16 protein-coding genes are annotated in these 22,306 nt (G+C 39.4%); 8 read left to right on the plus strand and 8 right to left on the minus strand.

The genetic code is table 11. The features are described from left to right. Positions 1–131: 131 nt before the first annotated feature. Both WAE64_RS14930 and WAE64_RS14935 read right to left on the minus strand, forming a co-directional pair. A complete protein-coding gene (locus WAE64_RS14930; protein WP_340237762.1) occupies positions 132–827 on the minus strand; it encodes a LytR/AlgR family response regulator transcription factor in 696 nt (231 codons plus the stop codon). Further along, positions 824–1,633 (minus strand): sensor histidine kinase, encoded by an 810-nt coding sequence (locus WAE64_RS14935; RefSeq protein WP_340237764.1) that lies wholly within the window; start codon positions 1,631–1,633, stop codon positions 824–826. The genes WAE64_RS14930 and WAE64_RS14935 overlap by 4 nt, the downstream gene beginning before the upstream one ends. A 241-nt stretch (positions 1,634–1,874) precedes the next feature. On the opposite strand from WAE64_RS14935, the gene WAE64_RS14940 reads away from it, so the two are divergent. Further along, entirely contained in the window at positions 1,875–3,011 is a 1,137-nt protein-coding gene (locus WAE64_RS14940) for a metallophosphoesterase (RefSeq protein WP_340237765.1), read from the plus strand. A gap of 473 nt (positions 3,012–3,484) precedes the next feature. Here the strand turns inward: WAE64_RS14940 and WAE64_RS14945 are convergent, their stop codons facing one another. The 5 genes from WAE64_RS14945 to WAE64_RS14965 all read right to left on the minus strand — a co-directional run bounded on the left by WAE64_RS14945 (position 3,485) and on the right by WAE64_RS14965 (position 9,537). Continuing rightward, complete coding sequence (locus WAE64_RS14945) at positions 3,485–4,804, minus strand: hypothetical protein (protein ID WP_340237766.1); 1,320 nt, start codon at positions 4,802–4,804, stop codon at positions 3,485–3,487. Positions 4,805–4,949: 145 nt separating this feature from the next. After that, positions 4,950–5,630, minus strand: a complete 681-nt coding sequence (gene can, locus WAE64_RS14950; RefSeq protein WP_340237767.1) for a carbonate dehydratase — start codon at positions 5,628–5,630, stop codon at positions 4,950–4,952. Further along, positions 5,599–7,179 carry a SulP family inorganic anion transporter gene (locus WAE64_RS14955; RefSeq protein WP_340237768.1) on the minus strand — a complete coding sequence of 527 codons (1,581 nt, stop codon included), beginning with the start codon at positions 7,177–7,179 and terminating at the stop codon, positions 5,599–5,601. The genes can and WAE64_RS14955 overlap by 32 nt, the downstream gene beginning before the upstream one ends. 190 nt (positions 7,180–7,369) lie before the next feature. After that, the gene (locus WAE64_RS14960) at positions 7,370–7,675 is read right to left on the minus strand and encodes a hypothetical protein (protein ID WP_340237771.1); all 306 of its coding nucleotides are present in this window, start codon (positions 7,673–7,675) and stop codon (positions 7,370–7,372) included. A 371-nt stretch (positions 7,676–8,046) separates the two neighbouring features. Then, positions 8,047–9,537, minus strand: coding sequence for an alpha/beta hydrolase (locus WAE64_RS14965; protein WP_340237772.1), 1,491 nt, complete (start codon positions 9,535–9,537; stop codon positions 8,047–8,049). A 215-nt stretch (positions 9,538–9,752) separates the two neighbouring features. Here WAE64_RS14965 and WAE64_RS14970 point away from each other — a divergent pair, with 215 nt between their 5' ends. The 5 genes from WAE64_RS14970 (at position 9,753) to WAE64_RS14990 (ending at position 18,688) form a co-directional block, all read left to right on the plus strand. After that, positions 9,753–10,955, plus strand: coding sequence for a THUMP-like domain-containing protein (locus WAE64_RS14970; RefSeq protein WP_340237774.1), 1,203 nt, complete (start codon positions 9,753–9,755; stop codon positions 10,953–10,955). A 60-nt stretch (positions 10,956–11,015) separates the two neighbouring features. Further along, positions 11,016–11,687, plus strand: a complete 672-nt coding sequence (locus WAE64_RS14975; RefSeq protein ID WP_340237776.1) for a hypothetical protein — start codon at positions 11,016–11,018, stop codon at positions 11,685–11,687. Positions 11,688–11,925: 238 nt separating this feature from the next. Further along, on the plus strand, positions 11,926–14,562 hold the full coding sequence (locus tag WAE64_RS14980) for an MGH1-like glycoside hydrolase domain-containing protein (protein WP_340237777.1): 2,637 nt from the start codon (positions 11,926–11,928) through the stop codon (positions 14,560–14,562). 217 nt (positions 14,563–14,779) lie between these two features. After that, positions 14,780–16,306 (plus strand): L-piperidine-6-carboxylate dehydrogenase, encoded by a 1,527-nt coding sequence (gene amaB, locus WAE64_RS14985; RefSeq protein WP_340237778.1) that lies wholly within the window; start codon positions 14,780–14,782, stop codon positions 16,304–16,306. Between the two features lie 318 nt (positions 16,307–16,624). After that, on the plus strand, positions 16,625–18,688 hold the full coding sequence (locus WAE64_RS14990) for an LruC domain-containing protein (protein ID WP_340237779.1): 2,064 nt from the start codon (positions 16,625–16,627) through the stop codon (positions 18,686–18,688). A gap of 112 nt (positions 18,689–18,800) precedes the next feature. Here WAE64_RS14990 and WAE64_RS14995 read toward each other — a convergent pair whose 3' ends face one another. Beyond that, entirely contained in the window at positions 18,801–20,120 is a 1,320-nt protein-coding gene (locus tag WAE64_RS14995; protein ID WP_340237781.1) for a hypothetical protein, read from the minus strand. A 336-nt stretch (positions 20,121–20,456) separates the two neighbouring features. On the opposite strand from WAE64_RS14995, the gene WAE64_RS15000 reads away from it, so the two are divergent. Beyond that, complete coding sequence (locus tag WAE64_RS15000; protein WP_340237783.1) at positions 20,457–20,933, plus strand: ribosome maturation factor RimP; 477 nt, start codon at positions 20,457–20,459, stop codon at positions 20,931–20,933. Between the two features lie 91 nt (positions 20,934–21,024). Next, the gene (gene nusA, locus WAE64_RS15005; protein ID WP_340237785.1) at positions 21,025–22,269 is read left to right on the plus strand and encodes a transcription termination factor NusA; all 1,245 of its coding nucleotides are present in this window, start codon (positions 21,025–21,027) and stop codon (positions 22,267–22,269) included. Positions 22,270–22,306 lie beyond the last annotated feature (37 nt).

The following is a 22,306-nucleotide window of genomic DNA, read 5'->3' on the forward strand; positions in this document are numbered from 1 at the left end:
GCAAAGTTAATTTTTTTTGGCAGGATACCACCATTTGGGGCAAATATTAAATTTTTCGGTAGTTTTTAGTATTGTGTGCTTGTAGATAGTATAGAAATAAGCTAAAAGCCGATGCCTTAGTTGTAGCAAGGTTATTTCAGTAACTGAATAATATTTGATTTATACATCATTCCGATGGGAACAATGTAATCAGCGATAAATATCCTATTTCCTTCGATGCTCTTAATGTGTTGAGTAGCAATTACGAAGGATTTGTGTACTTGTAAGAATTCGTTTTTGGGCAATAATTCTAATAAAGTAGAGAGTTTTTCACGGATAGTAATGGTTTCTGTCGTAGTTATTATTTTTACATAATTTCCGGTAGCCTCTATGTATAAAATAGTGCCTGTTTCAAACTGCAAATACTTTTTATTGCTTTGTATAAAAAAACGGCTAGAAGTAGTACTGTTTTCATTAGGCAAGGTATGCCGGGCAGCGGTATTACCAAAGGCTTTGTTGATTGCTTTTAAAAAGCGTTCAAATCCAAATGGTTTGAGTAAATAATCAGAGATGTTATATTCGTAACCCTCCAAAGCAAATTCCTGATAAGCAGTGGTTACAATTATTTTTGGTGGGTTTAATAAGGTTTTCAGAAATTCAAAACCTTTTAAAACAGGCATATTTAAATCCAGAAATATTAAATCTACTTCGTTTTTATTCAGATACTCAAATGCTTCCAGAGCGTCATAACAGCTTTTCATTAACTGCATATTTCGCAATAAATCGCAATAGCCTTTAATGATGTCGTGCGCTATATATTCGTCATCAATTATTAAATACCTTATCATAATTGTTTTAAAATTAATTGAGCTTTATACACATTGCCGCTTATAGAAAAAGATAGCTCGTGCTGGTTTGGGTAAATCAGCTCCAATCTTCTTTTCAGGTTTTTCAGTCCAATACCTGATGATTCATTTTCAGACTCCTGATAATTATTTTCAATCGTGAAACTTATATGATTGGCGGCAGATTGTAAGTCGATTTTTATATATGCAAGTGTTCTCAGGTTTTCGACTCCGTGTTTAAACGCATTTTCAAGAAGAATGATAAGCAACAAAGGAGTTATCGTTTGGTTGCCGTCAGTATCACATTTAAATTCAATGTTTATAGGTTTATGATACCGCATTTTATGGAGTTCGATATAGTTTTTCAAAAAATCTATTTCTTCCTTTAGTGTAACTGTTTCCTTGCTCCCTTCATAAATACTGTAACGCATCATATCAGAAAGTTTCAGAATTAATTCCTGTGCTTTTTTGGTGTCTTTTGCAACCAGTCCGTATAAATTATTAAGCATATTAAAGAAAAAGTGCGGACTTATCTGACTTTTTAAAAGCATAAGCTCGGCTTTGGTTTTTTCGTTGTTTAATCGGGTAATGATGATTATTTGCCTGATAAACCAGAAAACCCCAAGGCACAACAATAAAACATAGTAGCCTATAACAAGAAAAACAAACTTAGGGTGGTAATTTTCTAGAAACGTAACCGACTTGTTTTCTGTGAAAATTACTTCATAAGTTGTAATAATCAGCGGAAAAAGTGCTAAGGCTACCAGAGCAATTATTATCCATTTTCTATTTCTTTTCCAGAGTACCATATTGCAATATTACAATTAATCGGCAAGCCTTTGCAAGTATTTGATAAACAATAAGGAAACAGCTTTGAAACGAGCACAATGCGGGATAAAAACATTATGAGTTCTGTCGATTGGTGTTTGTGCGGAGTAAAAAAACGTATATCCCATTTTTTTTTCAAGCAATAAAACGGCTTATAGGTTTGTGGAAACTTAAAAGCAAAACAAAATGAAAAAAAGATTTTTTAGGTATGTAAAGCATGTCATGCTAACATTTATAATTCTTGGTACTATCGGTATTTTATTTGGTCTGTATCATGGTGCAAGTCTAAGGTACTCAGAAGACCCAATGATGATGGATTGGGATAAAGATGGACCATACGTTTTTTACAAAAACGATAGTACTATGACCGTAAATTATATCAGAGGAAATCAGGAAAACGGCTTTTATCTGGCGCATAAAGACTATTTTGCGGCATCAGAGATACCTGCTTTTTGTTATTTTCCGCTTGATTCAACACGTTTTGATTTCACAATCAAAACAAATTTAAAAACACCACCCAATACGTATAGCGACAATCGGAAAATTTTGGCCATTTCAGATATTGAAAGCAGTTTTAAAACATTCCGTGATTTTCTGATTAATAATAGAGTGATTGATTCAAAGCTGAATTGGACTTTCGGGAATGGTCATTTGGTTTTGCCAGGTGATTTTATGGATAGAGGATTCTCTACTACCCAAGTACTTTGGCTTATATATAAATTAGAAAACGATGCGTTGCCTCATGGAGGTACAGTTCATTTTATTTTAGGAAATCACGAGCTGAAAAACATGCAGGGAAATTATGAATCTACTTCTCCGAAATATTTCCATGTAGCAGCAATCTTACAAAAACAACAAAGCCAGTTATATGATACCAATGCTTTTTTAGGGAAGTGGATGGCAAGTAAAAATACCATAGAGCTGATTAATGGCATACTTTTTACACACGGAGGGCTCAATCCTAAGCTAACCGATTATGATACAAACCTGGATGAAGTTAATCAGATTGTTCGCAAAAATTATTATAAACCTTATTATCCGAAAGCCGAAAAGAGTATTGAACAATTGTTGATTTCGTCACACAATGGCATTGCTTGGTACCGAGGGTATTTTAAAGAAAATTTATCACAAGAAGAGGTGAATAAAGGGCTTGATAAATTTAAAGCAAAAGCAATTGTAGTAGGGCACACACTCCAATCGAAAGTAAACAGGCAATATGATGGAAAAGTGATTGGGATTGATGTAAAACATCCCAAAGATTACGCTAAGAGTTTCCCGAACCAGAAATCAGAAGGTTTACTAATTGAAGGGGGGAAATATTATAGAGTTTTTTATAGTGGCAAAAAGCAAGAAATATAACTCCGACACCCGGCTAAGTAGTTTATTTATTTTTTTTCAAAAATATAAATCCAAGTATTCTTTAGTTCCGTATATACAATTGATTAGGTTATCGAATCATACAATTAGCTTTATAGCCATAAAAAACTAATGCCCAATTGAAGTCTTTAACAGTTGCTTTTTCTGTTAAAGACCCATTTGAGCAATTATTGAATATTATAATTAATTATACAATCCCCTACGCTTTTGTGCACTTTTTAAACTGTGCGAATAGTGTGTATAATTTGAGTAGCTGGCATAGTTTGAGGTACAATAGCAAAAGAAATTAGAAACAACTTTTGCTAAAATCAAGTAATCCGAGGGTATTAGACTGTTTACGTCGCGAACGAGGAAAATGAGGTACTTCAGCTAAGCAGTTAAATGCTCTTATCCGTAATCCACGAAAGTAAATTTAATGCCCCAAAGAGCAATCTGCGGGGCAATTTTTTTATCAATCAATTAAAAAATACCTGATATTGTATTACAGTAGAGCCTTTTCGGTTGCTAAATTCCCCTTTACCGTTTGCATCGGTCAAGAAAACAGGTCTGTTCTGATGCGCCAATGTCAGTTTTGAATTATGGCCGCTCAACAACCAACTCACGCCAAAATCCCAGAAATTCATTCCCTGATTTAGTCGCTCATAATTGGCGTGTTGCAACGATACATAAGGCATTAGCGTAGTTTTTCCAATCAGGTTATCTTTAAACTTATAGCCCACTTGGGTATAAAATACATTCCCTGTTCCATAAGCCGAAAACCCATTGCCTGCGCCATTGATAACATCCGTTCTGGTACTTCCGTTAGCGGGGTTCATCACAGCCAGGTTTCGCAGGTAGTTTTTGCCATAATCAAAGTATCCGGCCGAAGCATAAATACTTATCGCCTGCCCGCCTTGCCCGATGGGTGCATCATAATAAGCGTCTACTGCCAATTGCACCATATTTGTTTCAAGCGTATCTGTTTTATTGGCGGCAAGCCTCCACATAGCTTTGGGCTGATACACAAAGCCTGCCCCAATGTTAAATACTTTTTTCTTGCCAAGATAAGTACCTGTCATATATGGTGTCAGGTTAGATTCCTGATCAAGAAACTGCCATTGAAAATAACCATTCCATTGCAGTTTAGGCGGTTTTGATGAGAAATTGGCTGTTTCAGAATTGAGCACTCCGCTATAAGAAGCTGCTTTCTGAAAAGCCATTGGGTTCGAAAGCGCCAGTCGGTAGTCAAAATTCCCTAGCTTACCTTTGGCATAAACCGATAGTTTTCTTAAAAACTGGTCGGTAACATCGTTGGTTGATTGCTGATAAAGCGGCGCATCAACCCCAAGAATACTACCCACCGAAGGCGAAGCAAAACGAGCCAGCCCACTCCAGGCAGCTAAACCACCACCGAGCGATAGTTTGTTTTTCACCACAGCGTATTCACCCAGCGCATCATGAACAAAGAAGCCAAACTTACGGTCAGATATATTGTTAAAATTGTTTTCGCCAATTTGGCTATAAATAAACACCCTGTCGGTAAGTTGGCCATAAAACTGCATTCTGAACCTACGGATACCAATATCCCAGGTGTTTTTTTTACCATACCCAAATACCGTCGAGCCTTCGTTGAGTGTTGTATTACGCAGCCAGGCCTGATTCACAATCGTGAACTTTACATAGTGCAAGCCATCTTCATTAAGTGTTAATTTTCCGTCTTTTAAAACCTGCGCCTTTAGTATTAGAGGCAATAAAAAAACAATTAGCCCTATTAAGGCTATCTTTGCTAACTTCATAAGCTTTTAATTATTTGTGAGATTCAAGAAATTGGCTTCAGAATAGATGGTTCTGATATAATAGAAATAAAGGCGTTTATTCAATAAGCCTATGAGGAGAAAGCCTATCGATAAACGCCCTATAAAACAAACGCAAACTGTCAGATTAATGCTCTACATTTACATCTTCTAATTTCTTCGATTTCTTCTTATTGAAATCAAAGTTATAGACTTCTTCCAAAGCATCACTATCTTTTGATTCGATTTCAATGATAGGTTTGATAAGACCCGTTTTAAGGTCAACTACCCAACCATGTATCATCGGATACTCGCCACTATTCCATGCATTTTGTACAATTGTAGTTTTGGCCACGTTTTTCACCTGTTCTATCACGTTTACCTCTACCAAACGATCAAAACGCTCTTGGTCATCTTCAATACTTTGTAGCTCTTGATGATGTTTGGTATAAACATCTTTTATGTTTCTTAACCAGTTGTTAATCAGCCCGTAGTCATTATTGGTCATCGATGCCTTCACACCTCCGCATTGGTAATGCCCTACCACCAGAATATGCTTTACTTTCAGTACCTCAACTGCATATTGCAATACGCTTAACATACTCATATCGGTATGAATCACCAGATTGGCAACATTGCGGTGTACAAAAATTTCACCCGGTTGTGTACCAGATACCTGATCGGCAGGCACACGGCTATCAGAACATCCAATCCATAAAAATTCAGGTTTTTGGTCTGCCGCTAAATTCTGAAAATAAGAGGGGTCAAGTTGAAGTTTTTCAGAGGCCCAGGCCTTATTAGCTAATAAGAGTTTTTGATACGATTCCATCACTTTTTCTGTAGTTAAATTTTCTTCTCTTGATATTTTTAAATTCAATATTGATATGCCTTACTTTAGCTTCAGCCTGAAACTCTTCTAATGTCAGAAAAATATCGTGGTCAATAAAAGTAGTTTTTGTTCCATCAATCAGCACCATATCGCCCGATTTCAAAGCGGCCAGGTTTTGCATTAGCTCTGATTTATTGAAATAGAATATGTCTTTATTAAACTGAATCAACACATTGTTGCCGTTTCGTATTACAAGCATTGAGCCTTTGTAATTGGTATAAAGAATATATATCATAGCTACCAAAGTGCCAACCGCAATGCCAGTAAGCAGGTCGGTAAATACAACAGCCACAACAGTAATCACAAAAGGCACAAATTGGTCTGGCCCTTCTTTAAACATAGTTTTGAATACAGTGGGCTTTGCCAGCTTATAACCAACCATAATCAGAACCGCCGCTAACGATGCCAGCGGAATAAGGTTAAGCAATGATGGGATACTTAATGTACAAATCAATAAAATAAGACCATGTATGATAGTAGATAACTTTGATTTATTGCCTGATAGGATATTGGCCGAACTACGCACAATTACCTGTGTGATTGGGATACCACCGATTAAGCCCGAAATAATGTTACCCGATCCTTGCGCAATTAACTCACGGTTGGTTGGTGTAATTCGGCTTTGTGGGTCTAGTTTGTCGGTTGCTTCCACCGATAGGAGGGTCTCAAGACTGGCTACGATTGCAATTACAAATGCGGTTTTCCAGATGAGCGGGTTGGTAATAGCTGCAAAGTTGGGGAACACCAGAAAACTCGAAATATCAGATAACGAGTTTGTAACCGGTAAGCTAACAAGATGATTGCTTTGTAAATGAAAGTTGGTAGGAAATACGCTTAGGCTACTGTTTAAAAATATACCCAGTATTACAGCAATCAAAGGCCCGGGTACAAGGCTTAAGATACGGTTTCTTTTTACGAAGTCAGTATCCCACAGTATCAGTACAAGTATAGATATGATTCCGATAGCTAAAGCACCCTCGTTAAAAAACTCTGTAATATTCAGAATTTCAGAGAATGTATTTTCGCCATCTTTCTGTAAAAAACTTTCGTCTCCTTCGTAATCCTGGTCTATTCCGGCTACATGCGGAATTTGTTTCAATATAATAATAATACCGATTGCGGTAAGCATTCCTTTAATAACCGACGAAGGGAAATAATAACCGATTACTCCGGCTTTTACGGCACCTAAGATAATCTGGATAAAACCAGCCAAAACAACCGCAAGAATAAATGAGTCAAAAGCGCCAAGTTCTGTAATAGCATTGAGCACAATTACTGTAAGCCCGGCCGCAGGCCCACTAACACCTACCTGCGAACCACTGATGGCTCCAACCACGATACCGCCTACAATACCGGCAATAACACCCGAAATGAGCGGTGCCCCTGATGCTAGCGCAACCCCTAAGCACAGAGGCAGTGCAACCAGGAAGACCACAAGACCGGATGGTAAATCGTGTTTAAGGTCTGAGAAATTTATTGTTGATTTCATTGATATAATAAATAAGATGAATGTTTCAGAAAGTCTTTTGTAATATTTTATACTTAGCTAAAATGCTACAAACAACTACCGAGAAATAAATGCAAAGGGTAGCCATAGTTGATGCTACTCTTCGAAAGAACAAGTGTTTTGCTCGCTAAGAAAACTTTGCCGGGTTTGCACCCTGCATACTATTTGTAAATTAAGCTTTGGGAGGAGGTAAAGGTATAAACTGAAAGGGAGACCGCTCTGATGATTGTCTAAAAAAGTAAATACTTTTCTGCGCAGAAAAGTATTTAAACGTAAAATTAAGCCCTAAAAAAGAAATCAGGTATTTGTTCGATTCGTTTTTGTTTTCCTGATTTTCGCTTTCGCATTCGCTATCGTCGTTACCGCAGGTTTCTACATTGCACGTAACTACCTCACCAAAGAAATCTTTGATGTATTCGCTAAAAGTCGAACATTCGATAATTACGAACAGAAACAAGACTGCGATTTTTTTTATCATATGCTAGATATAAGAATTTTACAATTTAGGGCTATACAAAAAAACGAGAACTTTTGTTCAAAGATAAAAAAGATTAGCGGCAAAAAAGCATATATGTGGAGATTTTATTAGAATTTAATTTTGAAAAATCGCTAAATTGACAAATCTGCCTTATTATCAACGAAGTATCGTGCAACTAAAATTTGTTACTTCAGATTTTTTTCTACTTCGGTATCTTTTGTTTAGCTTTTTATCTATTGAGTACGAAAATCTAAACAGTGCCAGTCCCCTTCAAAATACAGGATTGAGCAGAATGAGTCCGCTCAATATCTTAAATAAAGAAATGCGTTTTTGGGGTTTAGATTAGTACCAATAAGATTTGAGTTTCAATATCAATAACCTAGTTTTTCCAGAAACTTGGCTCTGGCTTTTTGAATTACTTCGGCGTATCGGGGGTCGAACCAGATAAAATGCCCTGCCGCAGTTAGCGGACGAAAGACTAAATCGGTGTGTCCGATATTAACCATGTCTTCGCCAAATTTTTTGGCACTTGCATAAGGCACGTTGCGGTCGAAAGTACCATGAAAAATAAGTGCAGGTGGGAAGTCTCTCCTAATCAAAAAGTTTGGCGATATTTCTTTTACAAGGTCTTTATTTATCAGGTCTTTTCTAATCCAAGCTGTTACATCGTCAGTTAAATCATATACTCCGGCATTAATTATCAAGGCATTAGGTTTTGCACTTACCGATAGTCTGTCGGTTTTTTCATTCCAGTTATCAACCAAAGCTGTTGTTAGTGCCAGATGCCCTCCGGCCGAGTTACCAGTGGCTAAAATCTTGGTTGTATCTATATTATAAGCATCGGCGTTTTGCCGAATCCATCGGATAGCCGACTTAGCGTCCATCACGGCCTCAAAGGGTAAAGTGCCGAATCGGCCAAAGGTGCGGTATTCTACCGCACAGGCTACCCAACCTTTTTTTGCGTATTCCTGGCAGGTAGAGAAAAACCAGTCGGGTTTACCTTCCGACCAGCTTCCGCCATGAAAAAAGACAATCGCAGGGTGTTTGTTTAGATTATTCGCTGGCAAAAACATATGCATATCCAGGCTATGCGGCCCTAGTGTTTTATAGGGTTTAATTATGTGCCCCTTTTTACCTTCTACATCTGCCGCATAGGCTTTATTAACTTTGTTAAGTAAGGCTGTATCTTTACAGTAGGCATTAAAATCTTTGTAAATGGCCTCAATATGCTTTATACCATTGTTATCAATATGGTTAAACAAATATTCATGTTGCCAGTATTCACGGCACTTCCGATTCGATACATATTTGGGTATCAGTTTCCATTGGGCTTGCAGGTGTTGGTTATCCAGATTTTTGTAAGTGCCTTTTTTGAGTTCGAAATAAGTTTGTAGCGATATATAGGCTTTAAAATAATTAACAAAGTCTGAGTTCTTCAATAGGTCGGGTTTATTAAAATCTACTAAGTTTCCTTTTAGTCGCTCGGGTATTCCAGAGGTTTTAGCGGTAGCATTCTGCCCATACACTTCATGGCTTTGTGGGTAATCAATCAAGAGTTTATCGAAGTAGTATTTTATTTCTAATAGCTGGTTTTCGGCGTACGGTTTTTCAAGTTGGCTTTTATATTTACCAAGAGTAGCATTGAAGTCTGTTCTTGCCGAATCAATTTTTGCAGTAAATGCTTTTTCTGGTAAGGCATATATCTGGCTATAATTAGGATAAAACTCATCGCTGAACTTCTTGCCAAGTGCTTTTAGCTCTGCCTGATAATTTTGTTGAGGCGTATTAACAGGTGCTTGCGTTTCCTGCGCCCGAAGCTGGAAACCGATTAATAGTAATAGGTAAGGAAGGTAAGTTTTCATAATTTTCATAAAGTACTAATAGGTAATTTATAATGAAGCAAGATAAGTTTTTTATTCCGAAATTATTCTTGTTTTGATATAAATTCAAAGGGTTTAGCCCCATTCTGAACACCTAATCAATATCTCAATTCCCTCCATTGCTTGCCATACCTACCTAATTAGTGTACTTTTGCAAAGGGTTTAGCACAAAAACTGCTTAAACCAACGCATACCCTATGGATTTAGAACTACTAAAAAAAGCAAGAGACGCAGCGCATCAGATTCAGGAGCCTGATATTCAGTCTTATATTCTGAAAAGCCAGAAAAAGATAGATGCTCATTTTTTGCGCATGGTAGCCGACCAATGGATTGCCCGCCAGAAAGCCAGATACAAGTTACCCACATGGTATGCCAATGCTGATATTATTTATCCGGCTCCGCTATCTGTCGAACAATCGTCTTCTGAAACCACAGCACACTACAAAGCCCAGCTATTTGCAAAATCAGGCCACGAAAACCTTGTTGACCTGACAGGCGGCATGGGCGTTGACACCGCAGCTTTTGCAGCGTTTCATAAGCACGTAACATATATTGAACGCAACGAAGCCCTTGCTCCCATAGCCAGGCATAATTTTGCCGTGCTTGGCCGCACCAACATAGAGGTAATAAATACCGATGCCCTTAGTTTTTTGCATAATAATAAGGCTTTACCTGATACCCATTATTATATTGACCCCGCCCGTCGGGATTCGGCTCAAAACAAGGTTTTTAAGATAGAAGACTGCGAGCCCAATATGTTGAGTGTTAAGCCGCTTTTAGGTGAGTTTTTAATTAAATACTCGCCGATACTAGATATTAAACAGGCGCTTGAGCAATTACAGGATATAACCGAGGTGCATATAGTGGCCGTTGAGAACGAAGTAAAAGAGCTCTTGTTTTTAAAGCATGGTAATGCCGACAATACAAAAATCAATTGCATCAATTTCTTATCAGACAATACTCAACAAACATTTGAGTTTACCTACGAGCAAGAGCAGCAACTTGCGGTGTCTTATGCTTTGCCCCAAAAATATATTTATGAGCCTAATGCCGCTATTCTGAAAGCCGGAGCTTTTAAGAGTATAGCAAATACGTATGGCCTTGAAAAACTGGCACCTAATAGCCATATTTATACTGCTGATAGATTGGTAGAAGATTTTGCAGGGCGAAGTTTCATTTGTGAAGCTGTTTGTAAATTTGATAAAAAAGAAATACTGTTACATTTGCCATCAAATCAGGCTAATATCAGTACCCGTAATTTTCCGTTAAAGCCCGATGAGATAAGAAAAAAATTAGGATTAAAAGATGGAGGAGATATGTATCTTTTTGCCACCGAAAACCATCAGAAAAAGAAAATTGTTTTAATTTGCAGAAAAACATTAACGAACATTTTTGATTGATAAATTTGTTTTTTTGTTACCGATAGGCAAATTCAGCGTCAAAAAATAAAATCTAAGTCTATGAAGAAATTATTTTCATTAATAGTAGTCGTATTCTTAACGAACGGGCTTTTTGCGCAAACAATTTTGAGCGGCTCCGAGCTTTTTGGCAAAGACCGTAAACAAGGGTTTTATATGACCCTGGGCATTGAAAAAAAATATATAGAGAAAGACTGGCCTATGTTTATTGGCAAGTACGGTAGCATTTCTCAAAACCGTGAAGTCTATAATATCGCCTCGGCGAGTATTCCTGATTTGACTTCAGAACCTGTAAATCTGATGACCAAAATTATTAGTGATAAAAAGACCGTAACCAGGATTTTTGCATCTTTTGATATTGGTGGTACTCCGGTTTCGAACAGCTCGAGTAATTATTATGAGGTCGAAAAACTATTGAAAGAATTCTATGCCTTTGCCATGCAAAACGAAGACGTAAGGCTGGCAGAACGTGATGCGGGTGAGTCGGAGAAAAACCTGAGCAGAGTAGAAAAAACAGGCAAGCAAATTGCCCGCAATATTGAGCGCAATAAACGTGAAAAAGAAACCCTACTGCGCAAGATTGAAGAAAATAAAAAAGAACTGGAGCAATTGCTAAAAGACGAAATAGACAATAAGCAAGACCTTGAAAATGCGAAAATTGCTTTAGACGAAAAGCAGAAGTCGCTGAGCACTGTAAAAACCCGTAAGCAGTGATAACATATATACGCTAAAAAAGACAGATTTACTGAAATCTGTCTTTTTTAATAAAATTATCTTACAAGAGCACACAAAAAAGGTATAATAATTGCCTTTCTGCTTAGAAATAAAGGCTTTGATGCCTCAATTGTACTTTAGTAACAAGTTTTTTGATTTTTACAAGTGATTAAATGTGCGGTATTTTATCGTATGCATTTTTTTCTATTTTTGCGATAACCACCAAAATTAACCAACTATGACAGAATTGGCGGAGAAGATAAGGCTAAACCTACGAAAAGATAACAAAGGATGGAAAAGATGGGGCCCATACCTATCTGAAAGACAATGGGGAACTGTAAGGGAAGATTACAGTGTCTACGGTAGCACATGGGACTACGTGTCGCATGACATGGCCCGCTCGTGGGCTTATCGGTGGGGCGAAGATGGTATCGGTGGTATATCAGACAATAAACAGTTTATGTGTTTGGCTTTTTCGTTCTGGAATCACAAAGATAAAATAGTGAAAGAACGCCTGTATGGCTTGGCCGGTTCAGAAGGTAACCACGGCGAAGACGTAAAAGAACTTTACTATTATCTTGATAGCACGCCGACACACTCGTACATGAAGATGTTGTATAAATATCCTCACAACGAGTTTCCGTACAAAAGAATCATCGACGAAAACTCAAAGCGGTCAAGAAAAGACCCCGAGTTTGAGATTATTGAAACCGGAGTTTTTGATAACAACGAGTATTTCGATATTTTTATAGAATATGCCAAAGCCGACGAAACCGATATGCTCATAAAGGTTACGGCGCATAACAGAGGCAAAAAAGAAGCACCGCTTACTATACTACCAACTATCTGGTTTCGTAATACTTGGTCGTGGGGCTACGAAAATTTCAAGCAAAGGCCAATACTAACAGGCATTGCCAACTCACAGATTGAAGCCAATCACCACCTGGTAGGAAAATACAAATTCTACATAGAAGATGCCGACGAGCTATTGTTTTGTGAAAACGAAACAAACATGGAGCGGGTTTTTGGTAAGCCCAACAATACCATGTATGTAAAAGATGGCATAAGCAACTACGTTACAACAGGCAAAGACAAATACGTTAATCCGAACAGAATAGGCTCAAAAGCCGCAGCTAAATTTAGCAAAAAAATACCTGCCGAGAGCTCTGTAACTATTCGCCTGCGTTTTAGTCAGGGAAAACTAAATACACCGTTTGACGATTTTGACGAGATTTTTGAGGCGAGAATGAAAGACGCTGAGGATTTCTATGCCGAGGTGCAAAAGAATGTCGAAAGTCAGGAATTACGCAATATTCAGCGGCAGGCATTTGCAGGTATGATGTGGAACAAGCAGTTTTATTATTATAATATAAACGAATGGACAAATGGCGACCCCAAAATGCCATTTGAGTTTAAGGGAAGGGCATACCAGCGAAACCACACATGGAAACACGCCTATATGGCAAATATCCTTTCGATGCCCGATAAATGGGAGTATCCGTGGTTTGCCGCTTGGGATTTAGCTTTTCATACCCTTACCTTAGCCCGAATCGACCCCGATTTTGCCAAAAGACAATTGGCTGTTGTGCTGCGTGAGTATTATATGCACCCCAATGGACAAATACCTGCTTATGAATGGAATTTCTCTGATGTAAATCCGCCTGTTCATGCCTGGGCTACCTGGAAGGTGTACGAGATTGATAAAAAGAACAACGGCAAAGGAGATATACTGTTTCTTGAAAAGGTGTTCCATAAACTCCTGATGAACTTTACGTGGTGGGTAAACCAGAAAGACGAAGAAGGAAACAATATATTTGGCGGGGGCTTTCTGGGGCTTGATAACATTGGTGTAATCGACCGTAATACCCAGATTCCCGGCGTTAAACTTGAGCAGGCCGATGCCACTGGCTGGATGGCCATTTATACCCTCAATATGCTACGAATTGCCTGTGAAATTGCGCTCGAAAGACCAGTTTATCAGGATATGGCCTCTAAATTCTTTGAGCACTTCTTGCATATTGCCGGAGCCATCAACAAGCCTATTAAAGGTAATGACCTTGGCTTGTGGGACGAAGCCGACCAGTTCTACTACGATAAACTGCATGCACCAAACGGCGAGACCATCTTCATGAAAATACGCTCTTATGTGGGGCTTATTCCGTTGTGTGCGGTTGAGGTGCTAAACGAAGAAACATTGACCAAACTGCCTGACTTTAAGCGCAGGGTAGAGTGGGTATTGAATAACCGCCCCGATCTGGCTTCTTTGATTTCTCGCTGGCACGAACCAGGCAAAGGCGAAACGCATTTGCTTTCACTGCTGCGTGGGCACCGTATGAAAATGGTAGTAAAACGAATGTTTGACGAAGCCGAGTTCCTATCCGACTTTGGTATTCGCTCATTATCGAAGGCACATAACGATACGCCTTACAATTTTAATTTACATGGCGAGATTCTAAGTGTAAAATACACCCCTGCCGAGTCAGACCTTAGTATTATGGGCGGTAACTCAAACTGGCGTGGGCCAATCTGGTTTCCAATCAATTACCTTATCATCGACTCAATGCTGAAGTTCTATGAGTATTATGGCGATGATTTCGAAATTGAATATCCTACCAATTCGGGCAATATTATGTCAATCAAAGAAGCAACCATGAAAGTTGCCCAGCGATTGATAAATATTTTTGTGATGAGCCAAACAAAGCAACGCCCTGCCATGACGGGTATCGATAAGTTTGACCAAGACCCTCATTTTAAAGACCTGTATCTTTTCTATGAGTATTTCAATGGCGATAATGGCGCAGGTTTAGGAGCAGCCCATCAATGCGGCTGGACAGGTCTCGTAGCCGACCTGATTGATGCCGTAAGTGAAAAGTAATTGTTGAAATTCAGAATAATATTTGGTTGTAGTAAAATTCAATTTTTAACCTCTCTTCCCTGTAATGCGAAGAGGGGTTTTTTGTTAATTTGCTATTTTTAAAAACAGAGCTTACGCCTTGCACAAGGCTGTTTTCCAAATAATATTTTGTCTGTTTTTTTGTTAAGTCAGTGTCTTTTATATATTTGTGAAATTAAGTCAACAAACAAAGCCAACAATGAAAAACGTATTGAGAGCATTAAAAATAAAAGCAGTTAACGAAGGAGTAAGTACCGGATTAGAAAGTTGGGCAGGTAACGGAAGAATGCTGAGTTCATATTCGCCGGTTGATGGGGCACTTATAGGCAAGGTTCGTCAGGCTACACACGACGATTACGAGAAAGTAATTACAAAGGCCGAAGAAGCATTTAAAGTATGGCGCCAAGTGCCCGCACCAAAGCGTGGCGAAATTGTGCGCCAGATGGGCGATGCCCTACGTGCCAATAAAGATAACCTGGGTAGGCTTGTAAGCTACGAAATGGGCAAGAGCCTGCAAGAGGGCTGGGGCGAAGTGCAGGAAATGATAGATATATGCGATTTTGCCGTGGGGCTGTCTCGCCAGCTATACGGCCTTAGCATGCACTCTGAGCGCCTGCAGCACCGTATGTATGAGCAATGGCATCCGCTTGGGGTGGTTGGTATTATATCGGCATTTAATTTTCCGGTAGCTGTGTGGTCGTGGAATGCAATGTTGGCATGGGTTTGTGGTGATGTGTGTATCTGGAAACCTTCTGAAAAAACACCTCTTTCAGCCATTGCGTGCCAGCAAATTATTCAGGAAGTATTACGCAACAACGATGTGCCCGAGGGTGTATCAGGCTTGATTATCGGCGATAGAAAAGTGGGCGAGTGGCTAGCTGACGATACCCGTGTGCCATTGGTTTCGGCAACAGGCTCAACCCGCATGGGCAAGGCGGTAGGGCAAGCCGTGGCAAGCCGTTTAGGCAGAAGTTTGCTTGAATTAGGGGGCAACAACGCCATAATTGTTACCGAAAACGCCGACCTGCAAATAGTTATACCTGCCGTAGTATTTGGAGCCGTAGGCACGGCAGGGCAACGTTGTACAACTACCCGCAGGCTTATTCTGCACGAAAGCATTTATGAAGACGTAAAAAATCGCCTTGTAAAAATCTACTCACAATTACGTATCGGTAACCCGCTTGATACCAATAACCATGTTGGGCCATTGATAGATACAGATGCTGTTCGTAGTTATGTGTCGGCCATAGAAAAGGTGAAAGCCGAAGGTGGCAAGATTCTTACAGGCAATGAAGTACTAAGCGGTGGCGACTACGAGTCGGGCTGTTATGTAAAACCAACAATTGTAGAGGTAAGTCAGCAAACACCAATGGTTTGCCACGAAACCTTTGCTCCGATATTATACCTGATAAAATACAAAACCCTCGACGAAGCCATTGCCATTCAGAATGGTGTTCCGCAAGGTTTATCGTCGGCCATATTTACACTTAATATTCGTGAGGCTGAGCAGTTCCTTGCAGCCGGAGGCTCTGACTGCGGCATTGCCAATGTAAATATTGGTACTTCGGGCGCCGAGATAGGCGGCGCATTTGGTGGAGAGAAAGAAACCGGCGGCGGCCGTGAGAGTGGCTCTGATGCCTGGCGAAACTATATGCGCCGCCAGACAAACACAATTAACTATAGTACCCAGCTTCCTTTGGCGCAGGGTATTAAGTTTGATATCTGATAATTAGCGTGTCGATAAAATCTGCAAGAGCCGATGCTTAAAAAAAGCGTCGGCTCTTTTGTTATATTATACGCACGAATATACTTACTGCCTCATAAATTTTGTGCCAAAAATTAGCATGATACCGCTAGATAAATTTAAAAAAAAACTCAAGAAACGCCATTTTTTAGGCTTAACCCAATAATCCTGCCAAATAACCCTTTTTTCCTGCTAAATATCGAAAACCTAGGTTTTTATGCGACAAACACCCCAACTTTGTAGCACAAAATGGCTCGAAAATTGCTTTTATTTAAAGGAATTACAAATTTATTATAAAAAATGAAAACTAGATTTTATCAATTATTAACAGTAACTTTTGCTTTATTACTTAATGCCTGTGCACCGGATACATCTGATTTAGTACCTACTCCGGGCAATGGAAATTCTAACACCAACATGGATAAGCTGAACATTCCGGCCAACTTTAACTTTAGCACAAGCGGCGAAGTAAAGTTCGACATCGGAACATTCGATAATTCAGACAAAGCCATTAAAGGTGTTATAATTTCAGTTCATAGTTATCCGGATGATAAATTATTATTTAAAGGTATTACATCGGCAGCCGGATTATTAAGCGTGAGCCAGAAAATACCAACTTATGTAAAGCAAGTAGCTATTAAACCTAACTATGTAGGTTTACCGGGCAATTTGGTTGTTGATATTGCTAATAGCAGAGTACAACTTACATTAGGAGGTAAAAACCCTACAGTGTCGGGGCATGTAGTTGAGCCAATAGTGCCAACCATGACAGCCAACCTTAAAACTGCAGCCCAAGATTACCCACCGATTGGGTATATGGGAACCTGGAACTCACAAGGGGTGCCAAATTACCTTGAGAGTACGAGAGACGCAGTTTCATCTAGTTTTCTTGAAAAAATCAACGCCAGTGTGCCAGAGGGTCAGCCGGTGCCAAAAGCACACCCTGATTACCTGAACGTAGCCAATAGAAACTATCTTACAATTAAAGAATTATCTGATGTTTGGGTTACATTCGTACACGAAGGTGCAGGTTGGTTAAATACTTTAGGATACTATACTTTTAATCCTGCAGCGCCTCCAACCAAACCAACTGATATTTCGAAAATCAATATTATTTTCCCGAACGTGTCTTATAAATATGATGGTGGTGGGCTTGTAACCGGCGATAAAGTAAAATTAGGTAGATTCCCGGCCGGAACAGCAATCGGGTTCGTACTTCTTGCCAATGCTTATAGCAACAACACAGTAGGTAAAGGCTACTATGCGCACTACAGCCACGATGCCCTGAATGTTGAAACAGTAAAAGATTTACAACGCCACCTGATAGTATTGAACGACCCTGAAACAAACCGTATGGTACTTGCTTTTGAAGATGTTAGCCGTCAGAATACACCAATTAACTGTGATAACGACTTCAACGATGCTATTTTCTTTGCGAGCTCAAACCCAGTTAAAGCAATTGATACTGACAACGTTCCGGTTGTAGATACAGGAAAAGATACCGACGGCGATGGTGTAGGTGATACTCGTGACGAATACCCGACAGACCCTACGAGAGCCATCAATAACTATACACCTTCAAAAAATACTTACAGCACATTGGCATACGAAGATTTGTGGCCATTTCAGGGAGATTATGATTTGAACGACCTTGTTGTGAACTATCAGTTTCAGGAAGTATTAAATGCATCGAACCAGGTAGTAGAAATGAAAATGAAGGCTTATGTGAAAGCAATTGGCGCTTCGTTTGCAAGTGGTTGGGGCTTCCAGATGCCAATTGACCCATCGCTCGTGAAATCGGTTACGGGAGCAAAACTGACTGATGGTGTAATTAAAAATGCAGCCAATGGAGTAGAAGCCGACCAGAAAAATGCAGTAATAATAGCCTTTGATAATGCCTTTAAACGAATGAAATCTTCAAACGGCTTTGTGAATACAAATCAGGGGTCAACGATAATTGCACCAGCCGATACATTACAACTGAACATTGCTTTTACGAGCCCTATTGCTAAGGCTACTTTAGGCAACGCACCGTTTAATCCGTTCAGTTTTAAAACTGACCAAAGAGGCAAAGAAGTGCACCTGATAAACATGGCGCCAACAAGTAAAGCAGATATGACATTGTTTGGCACCGGTGCCGACGCATCACAGACATCAAAAAGTATCTATTACAAAACAGCAAAAGGCTTACCGTGGGCACTAGATTTTACAAGCGATTTCAGGTATCCGGCCGAAACAAAAGCAATTATTGATGCTTATCTGAAATTCTCGCAATGGGCTGAGAGCGGTGGCACGAGCTTTACCGACTGGTATTTACCAAATGCAGGTTATACCGACGAGAGTAAAATATATAAAGGGAATTAATTGATAAATTTGTTGGAATAAAAAAAGAATAGCTATCGACACTTGACGATAGCTATTTACCTTTAGCCCCTGATTGAAGATTGTATTCAAACAGGGGATTATATTTTTACTCTTATTGCTCGCTCTTCATCAATTCCGAAGGGCGCAACTGGTTGCTTAATATCCAGCCAAACAATTCCCAGCGTTTATCAGGGTTAGCTGCCGTTCCGCCATTTGATTCTATGTAATCTTTCACAATGTCTTGTCCGTAATTGTAGTTAATCACATACGTGCGGTACTTCTTAATGAAGTTGATGTCTTTACTTGCCAGTGTTTTTTCACGCAGGCCATAGTTTGTAAGCCATTTATTTACTTCGGTTTCGTTCATGGTATTGTTTATAATACCACGGGCTACTTCGTTGCGGGCATAAGCTAGTTGGGCTTTTAGTGCCAGAGCCTCAAAATACAAATCGGTATTGGCACTGTTTAGCCCGGCTAGTGGCAGTAATACTTCTTTCACGAATTTGTTTTTTTCTTTACCCGGAAAAGCCACCTCAATGCCATAATTGGCACTACCCTCAGCAATTAAAGACTGTGGGCTGAACAGCGGATAGAGCGAAATCTCCACTTGACGTCTGTCATGGTAAAGATTTTTTTCGAGCAACATATTGTACACATGATGCCCCGGATACCCCTCGTGGCAAGCCAAATCAATGGCTCTTTCAATAAAAATAGGCATATCAATGCTTATCTGAATTTTACTCTGGTAATTACCCTGATACCAGTTATAGCCTGACCAAGGCTTGCCTGTTACATACTCAAGCGTGAAGTTTTCGTTGGTCGGGAGCGTATAATGTGCCAGCGTGCGCTTGCGAGCCTCAGCAATAGCGGTTTTAAATACAGTATCAACCTTAGCTTTCGGAATTATAAACTGGTTGGCCAGTTTTTCAAAACGGCTGTTGATGCTGCCCGTTCCGGGTAATAAGCTATCGAGCTTGCTTACCAGCGTCTGATAGTGGCTTTCGGGGTAGGCTGGAGCTACTACGCCAAATAAATCTCTCGATTCATCGTCGAATGATTGATATTTTTGTATAAAAACATTGATTCTTCTGCCAAATGCCACCAACTGGCTCGACATCCACTTGGCTCTTCTGTTCAGCGAATCATCTTCTACTGTGCTATTAAACTCAATCAATTCGCCGATTAAGCCATTCACAGCCGGAAGCAAACTGTCTTTCGGCAACGTAGCCTTTGGCGGTGCAGTAGGTTTCAGCGAATCAGGGCCATAGTAGGCATCAACAAAATCGGGGTCATACTGGCCAATAGTAAGGCCCAATCTGATGTATTTTTCGGCTAGCTGGTTAAGTTTAATTTTTGCCTCATCGTTTTGCTTGCTGCTTTCTTTACAGGCAATCACACAGAGAATCATTACTGATAAAAAGACTTTTTTCATTTTATTAGGCAGAAATAATAAGAGGTAAGACAAAGATGTACAACACATTGGCACAAAGAAATCAAAAAATATTCAAATTGTGTATACCATAGTACCAAAGCCTTTGTATAGATAGTTTTTATAATTCAGGCGAAGTTTCTGTTGCGCAAGGCCAAATCTAAATAAACCTTGCTTTTTGGTACTGCAAATGCGTTATTTCTCACGCATATTTGTAAAAACCGAAAAATATTACTATCTTTGCATAAGAATTGTGAAAAAGGAGGAGCGGAGCCCTCCTTTTTTCTTTGTATATTTGGGAGTCTGCTTACATAAGGTCGATTCCGATGTAGCCAAGATATGAATATAGAACACAAACAAAAGATAGAAGAGCTATTACAACCGCTCTTGGAAGACGGCAAATATTTTATTGCAGATATAAAAGTATCATTATCAAGACTTAACAGCAAAGTTACGGTATTGATAGATACCGACGAAGGCATCGGAATTGATGAATGTACCGACATAAGCCGCAAACTGGGCAAAGAATTAGACGAAATAATGCCCGATAAATACACTTTAGAAGTTTCGTCGCCCGGTACAGATTTTCCGCTGAAAAGCGAAAGAATGTATCGGAAAAACATAGGCCGGAGTCTGAAAGTAGTACTAAAAGATGGGAGCGAAATCAAAGGTAAATTGGAGGGTCTTGCTAACCAGGAAATTACTTTGATTGAAGACAAAAAACGCACAGGTAAAGCGAAAAACGACCCCATCGAACCAATAAATATTCCACTTGAAAACATAAAAGAAGCACAAGTAATTATTTCCTTTAAATAAAAATTATAATTAAGAAATTGATTTAATGAGTTTTGATGAATGAAGCGAATCATTCACTAAATCAACAAAATCACTAACTCATGAATAGAATATGCACAGCGGAGAGTTAATTGCATCGTTTTCAGAATTTGCCCGTGAAAAGAACATTGACCGTCCAACCATGATAAAGGTATTAGAGGACGTATTCCGGACAATGATTCGTAAAAAATTTGGTACTGACCACAATTTCGATGTTATCATAAATGCCGACAGCGGCGACTTGGAAATGTGGCGTACCCGTGAAATCGTAGATGACAACTCTGAAGATATTTGGGATCCTGATAAAATTATGCTTTCGGAAGCCCAGAAGATTCAGCCTGACTTTGAAATTGGTGAAGAAGTAGCTGATGAAGTTAAATTAGAAGATTTTGGCCGCCGTGTAGTACAAACCGCACGCCAGACCCTAATCCAGAAGATTAAAGATTTAGAGAAAGAGATGTTGTATGCCAAATATAAAGATTTGGTAGGTGAGTTAATCATAGTAGAAGTTTATCAGATTTTAGGTAAAGAATTAGTGTGTCTTGATGGAGAAAGTAACGAATTAGTACTGCCGAAAACAGAACAGATTCCGAAAGACCGCCCAAGAAAAGGCACAAGCATTAAAGCAGTTGTTCATAAAGTTGAGATGAATAACGGAACCCCACGCATCACTTTGTCGCGTACGTCGCCGGTATTCCTTGAGCGTTTGTTTGAACAAGAAATCCCTGAAATCCTTGATGGACTTATCTCTGTTCGTAAAATTGTGCGTGAGCCGGGCGAAAGAGCCAAAGTGGCTGTTGAGTCGTACGACGACCGCATTGACCCAGTGGGCGCTTGCGTAGGTATGAAAGGTTCTCGTATTCACACCATTGTACGTGAATTAGAGAACGAAAATATTGATGTGATCCAGTGGACTGATAACCTGAACCTATTGATTTCGAGAGCCCTAAGCCCTGCAAAAATCAGTACTATTCAAGTGGATAACGAGAAGAAGAGGGTATCGGTTTACCTGAAGCCAGACCAAGTATCTCTGGCTATTGGTAAAGGAGGCATGAATATTAAACTGGCTGGTAAATTAGTAAACATGGAACTGGATGTATTCCGTGACCTTGAAGGAGAAGAAGAAGAAGAAGATGTTGATCTATCTGAATTCTCTGACGAAATCGAGGACTGGATTCTTGACGAGTTCCGCAAGATTGGTCTCGACACCGCAAAATCTGTACTCGCATTGTCGGTAGAAGATATTGCCCGCCGTACCGAGCTTGAAGAAGAAACCATTGCCGAAATATTAGACATTTTGAGTAAAGAATTTGAATAAAAACTATACCTGAGTTTGAGTAAATATTACTCAAACT

Origin of the sequence: Emticicia soli (assembly GCF_037860775.1) — a bacterium.
GTDB classification, from domain to species: Bacteria; Bacteroidota; Bacteroidia; order Cytophagales; family Spirosomataceae; genus Emticicia; species Emticicia soli.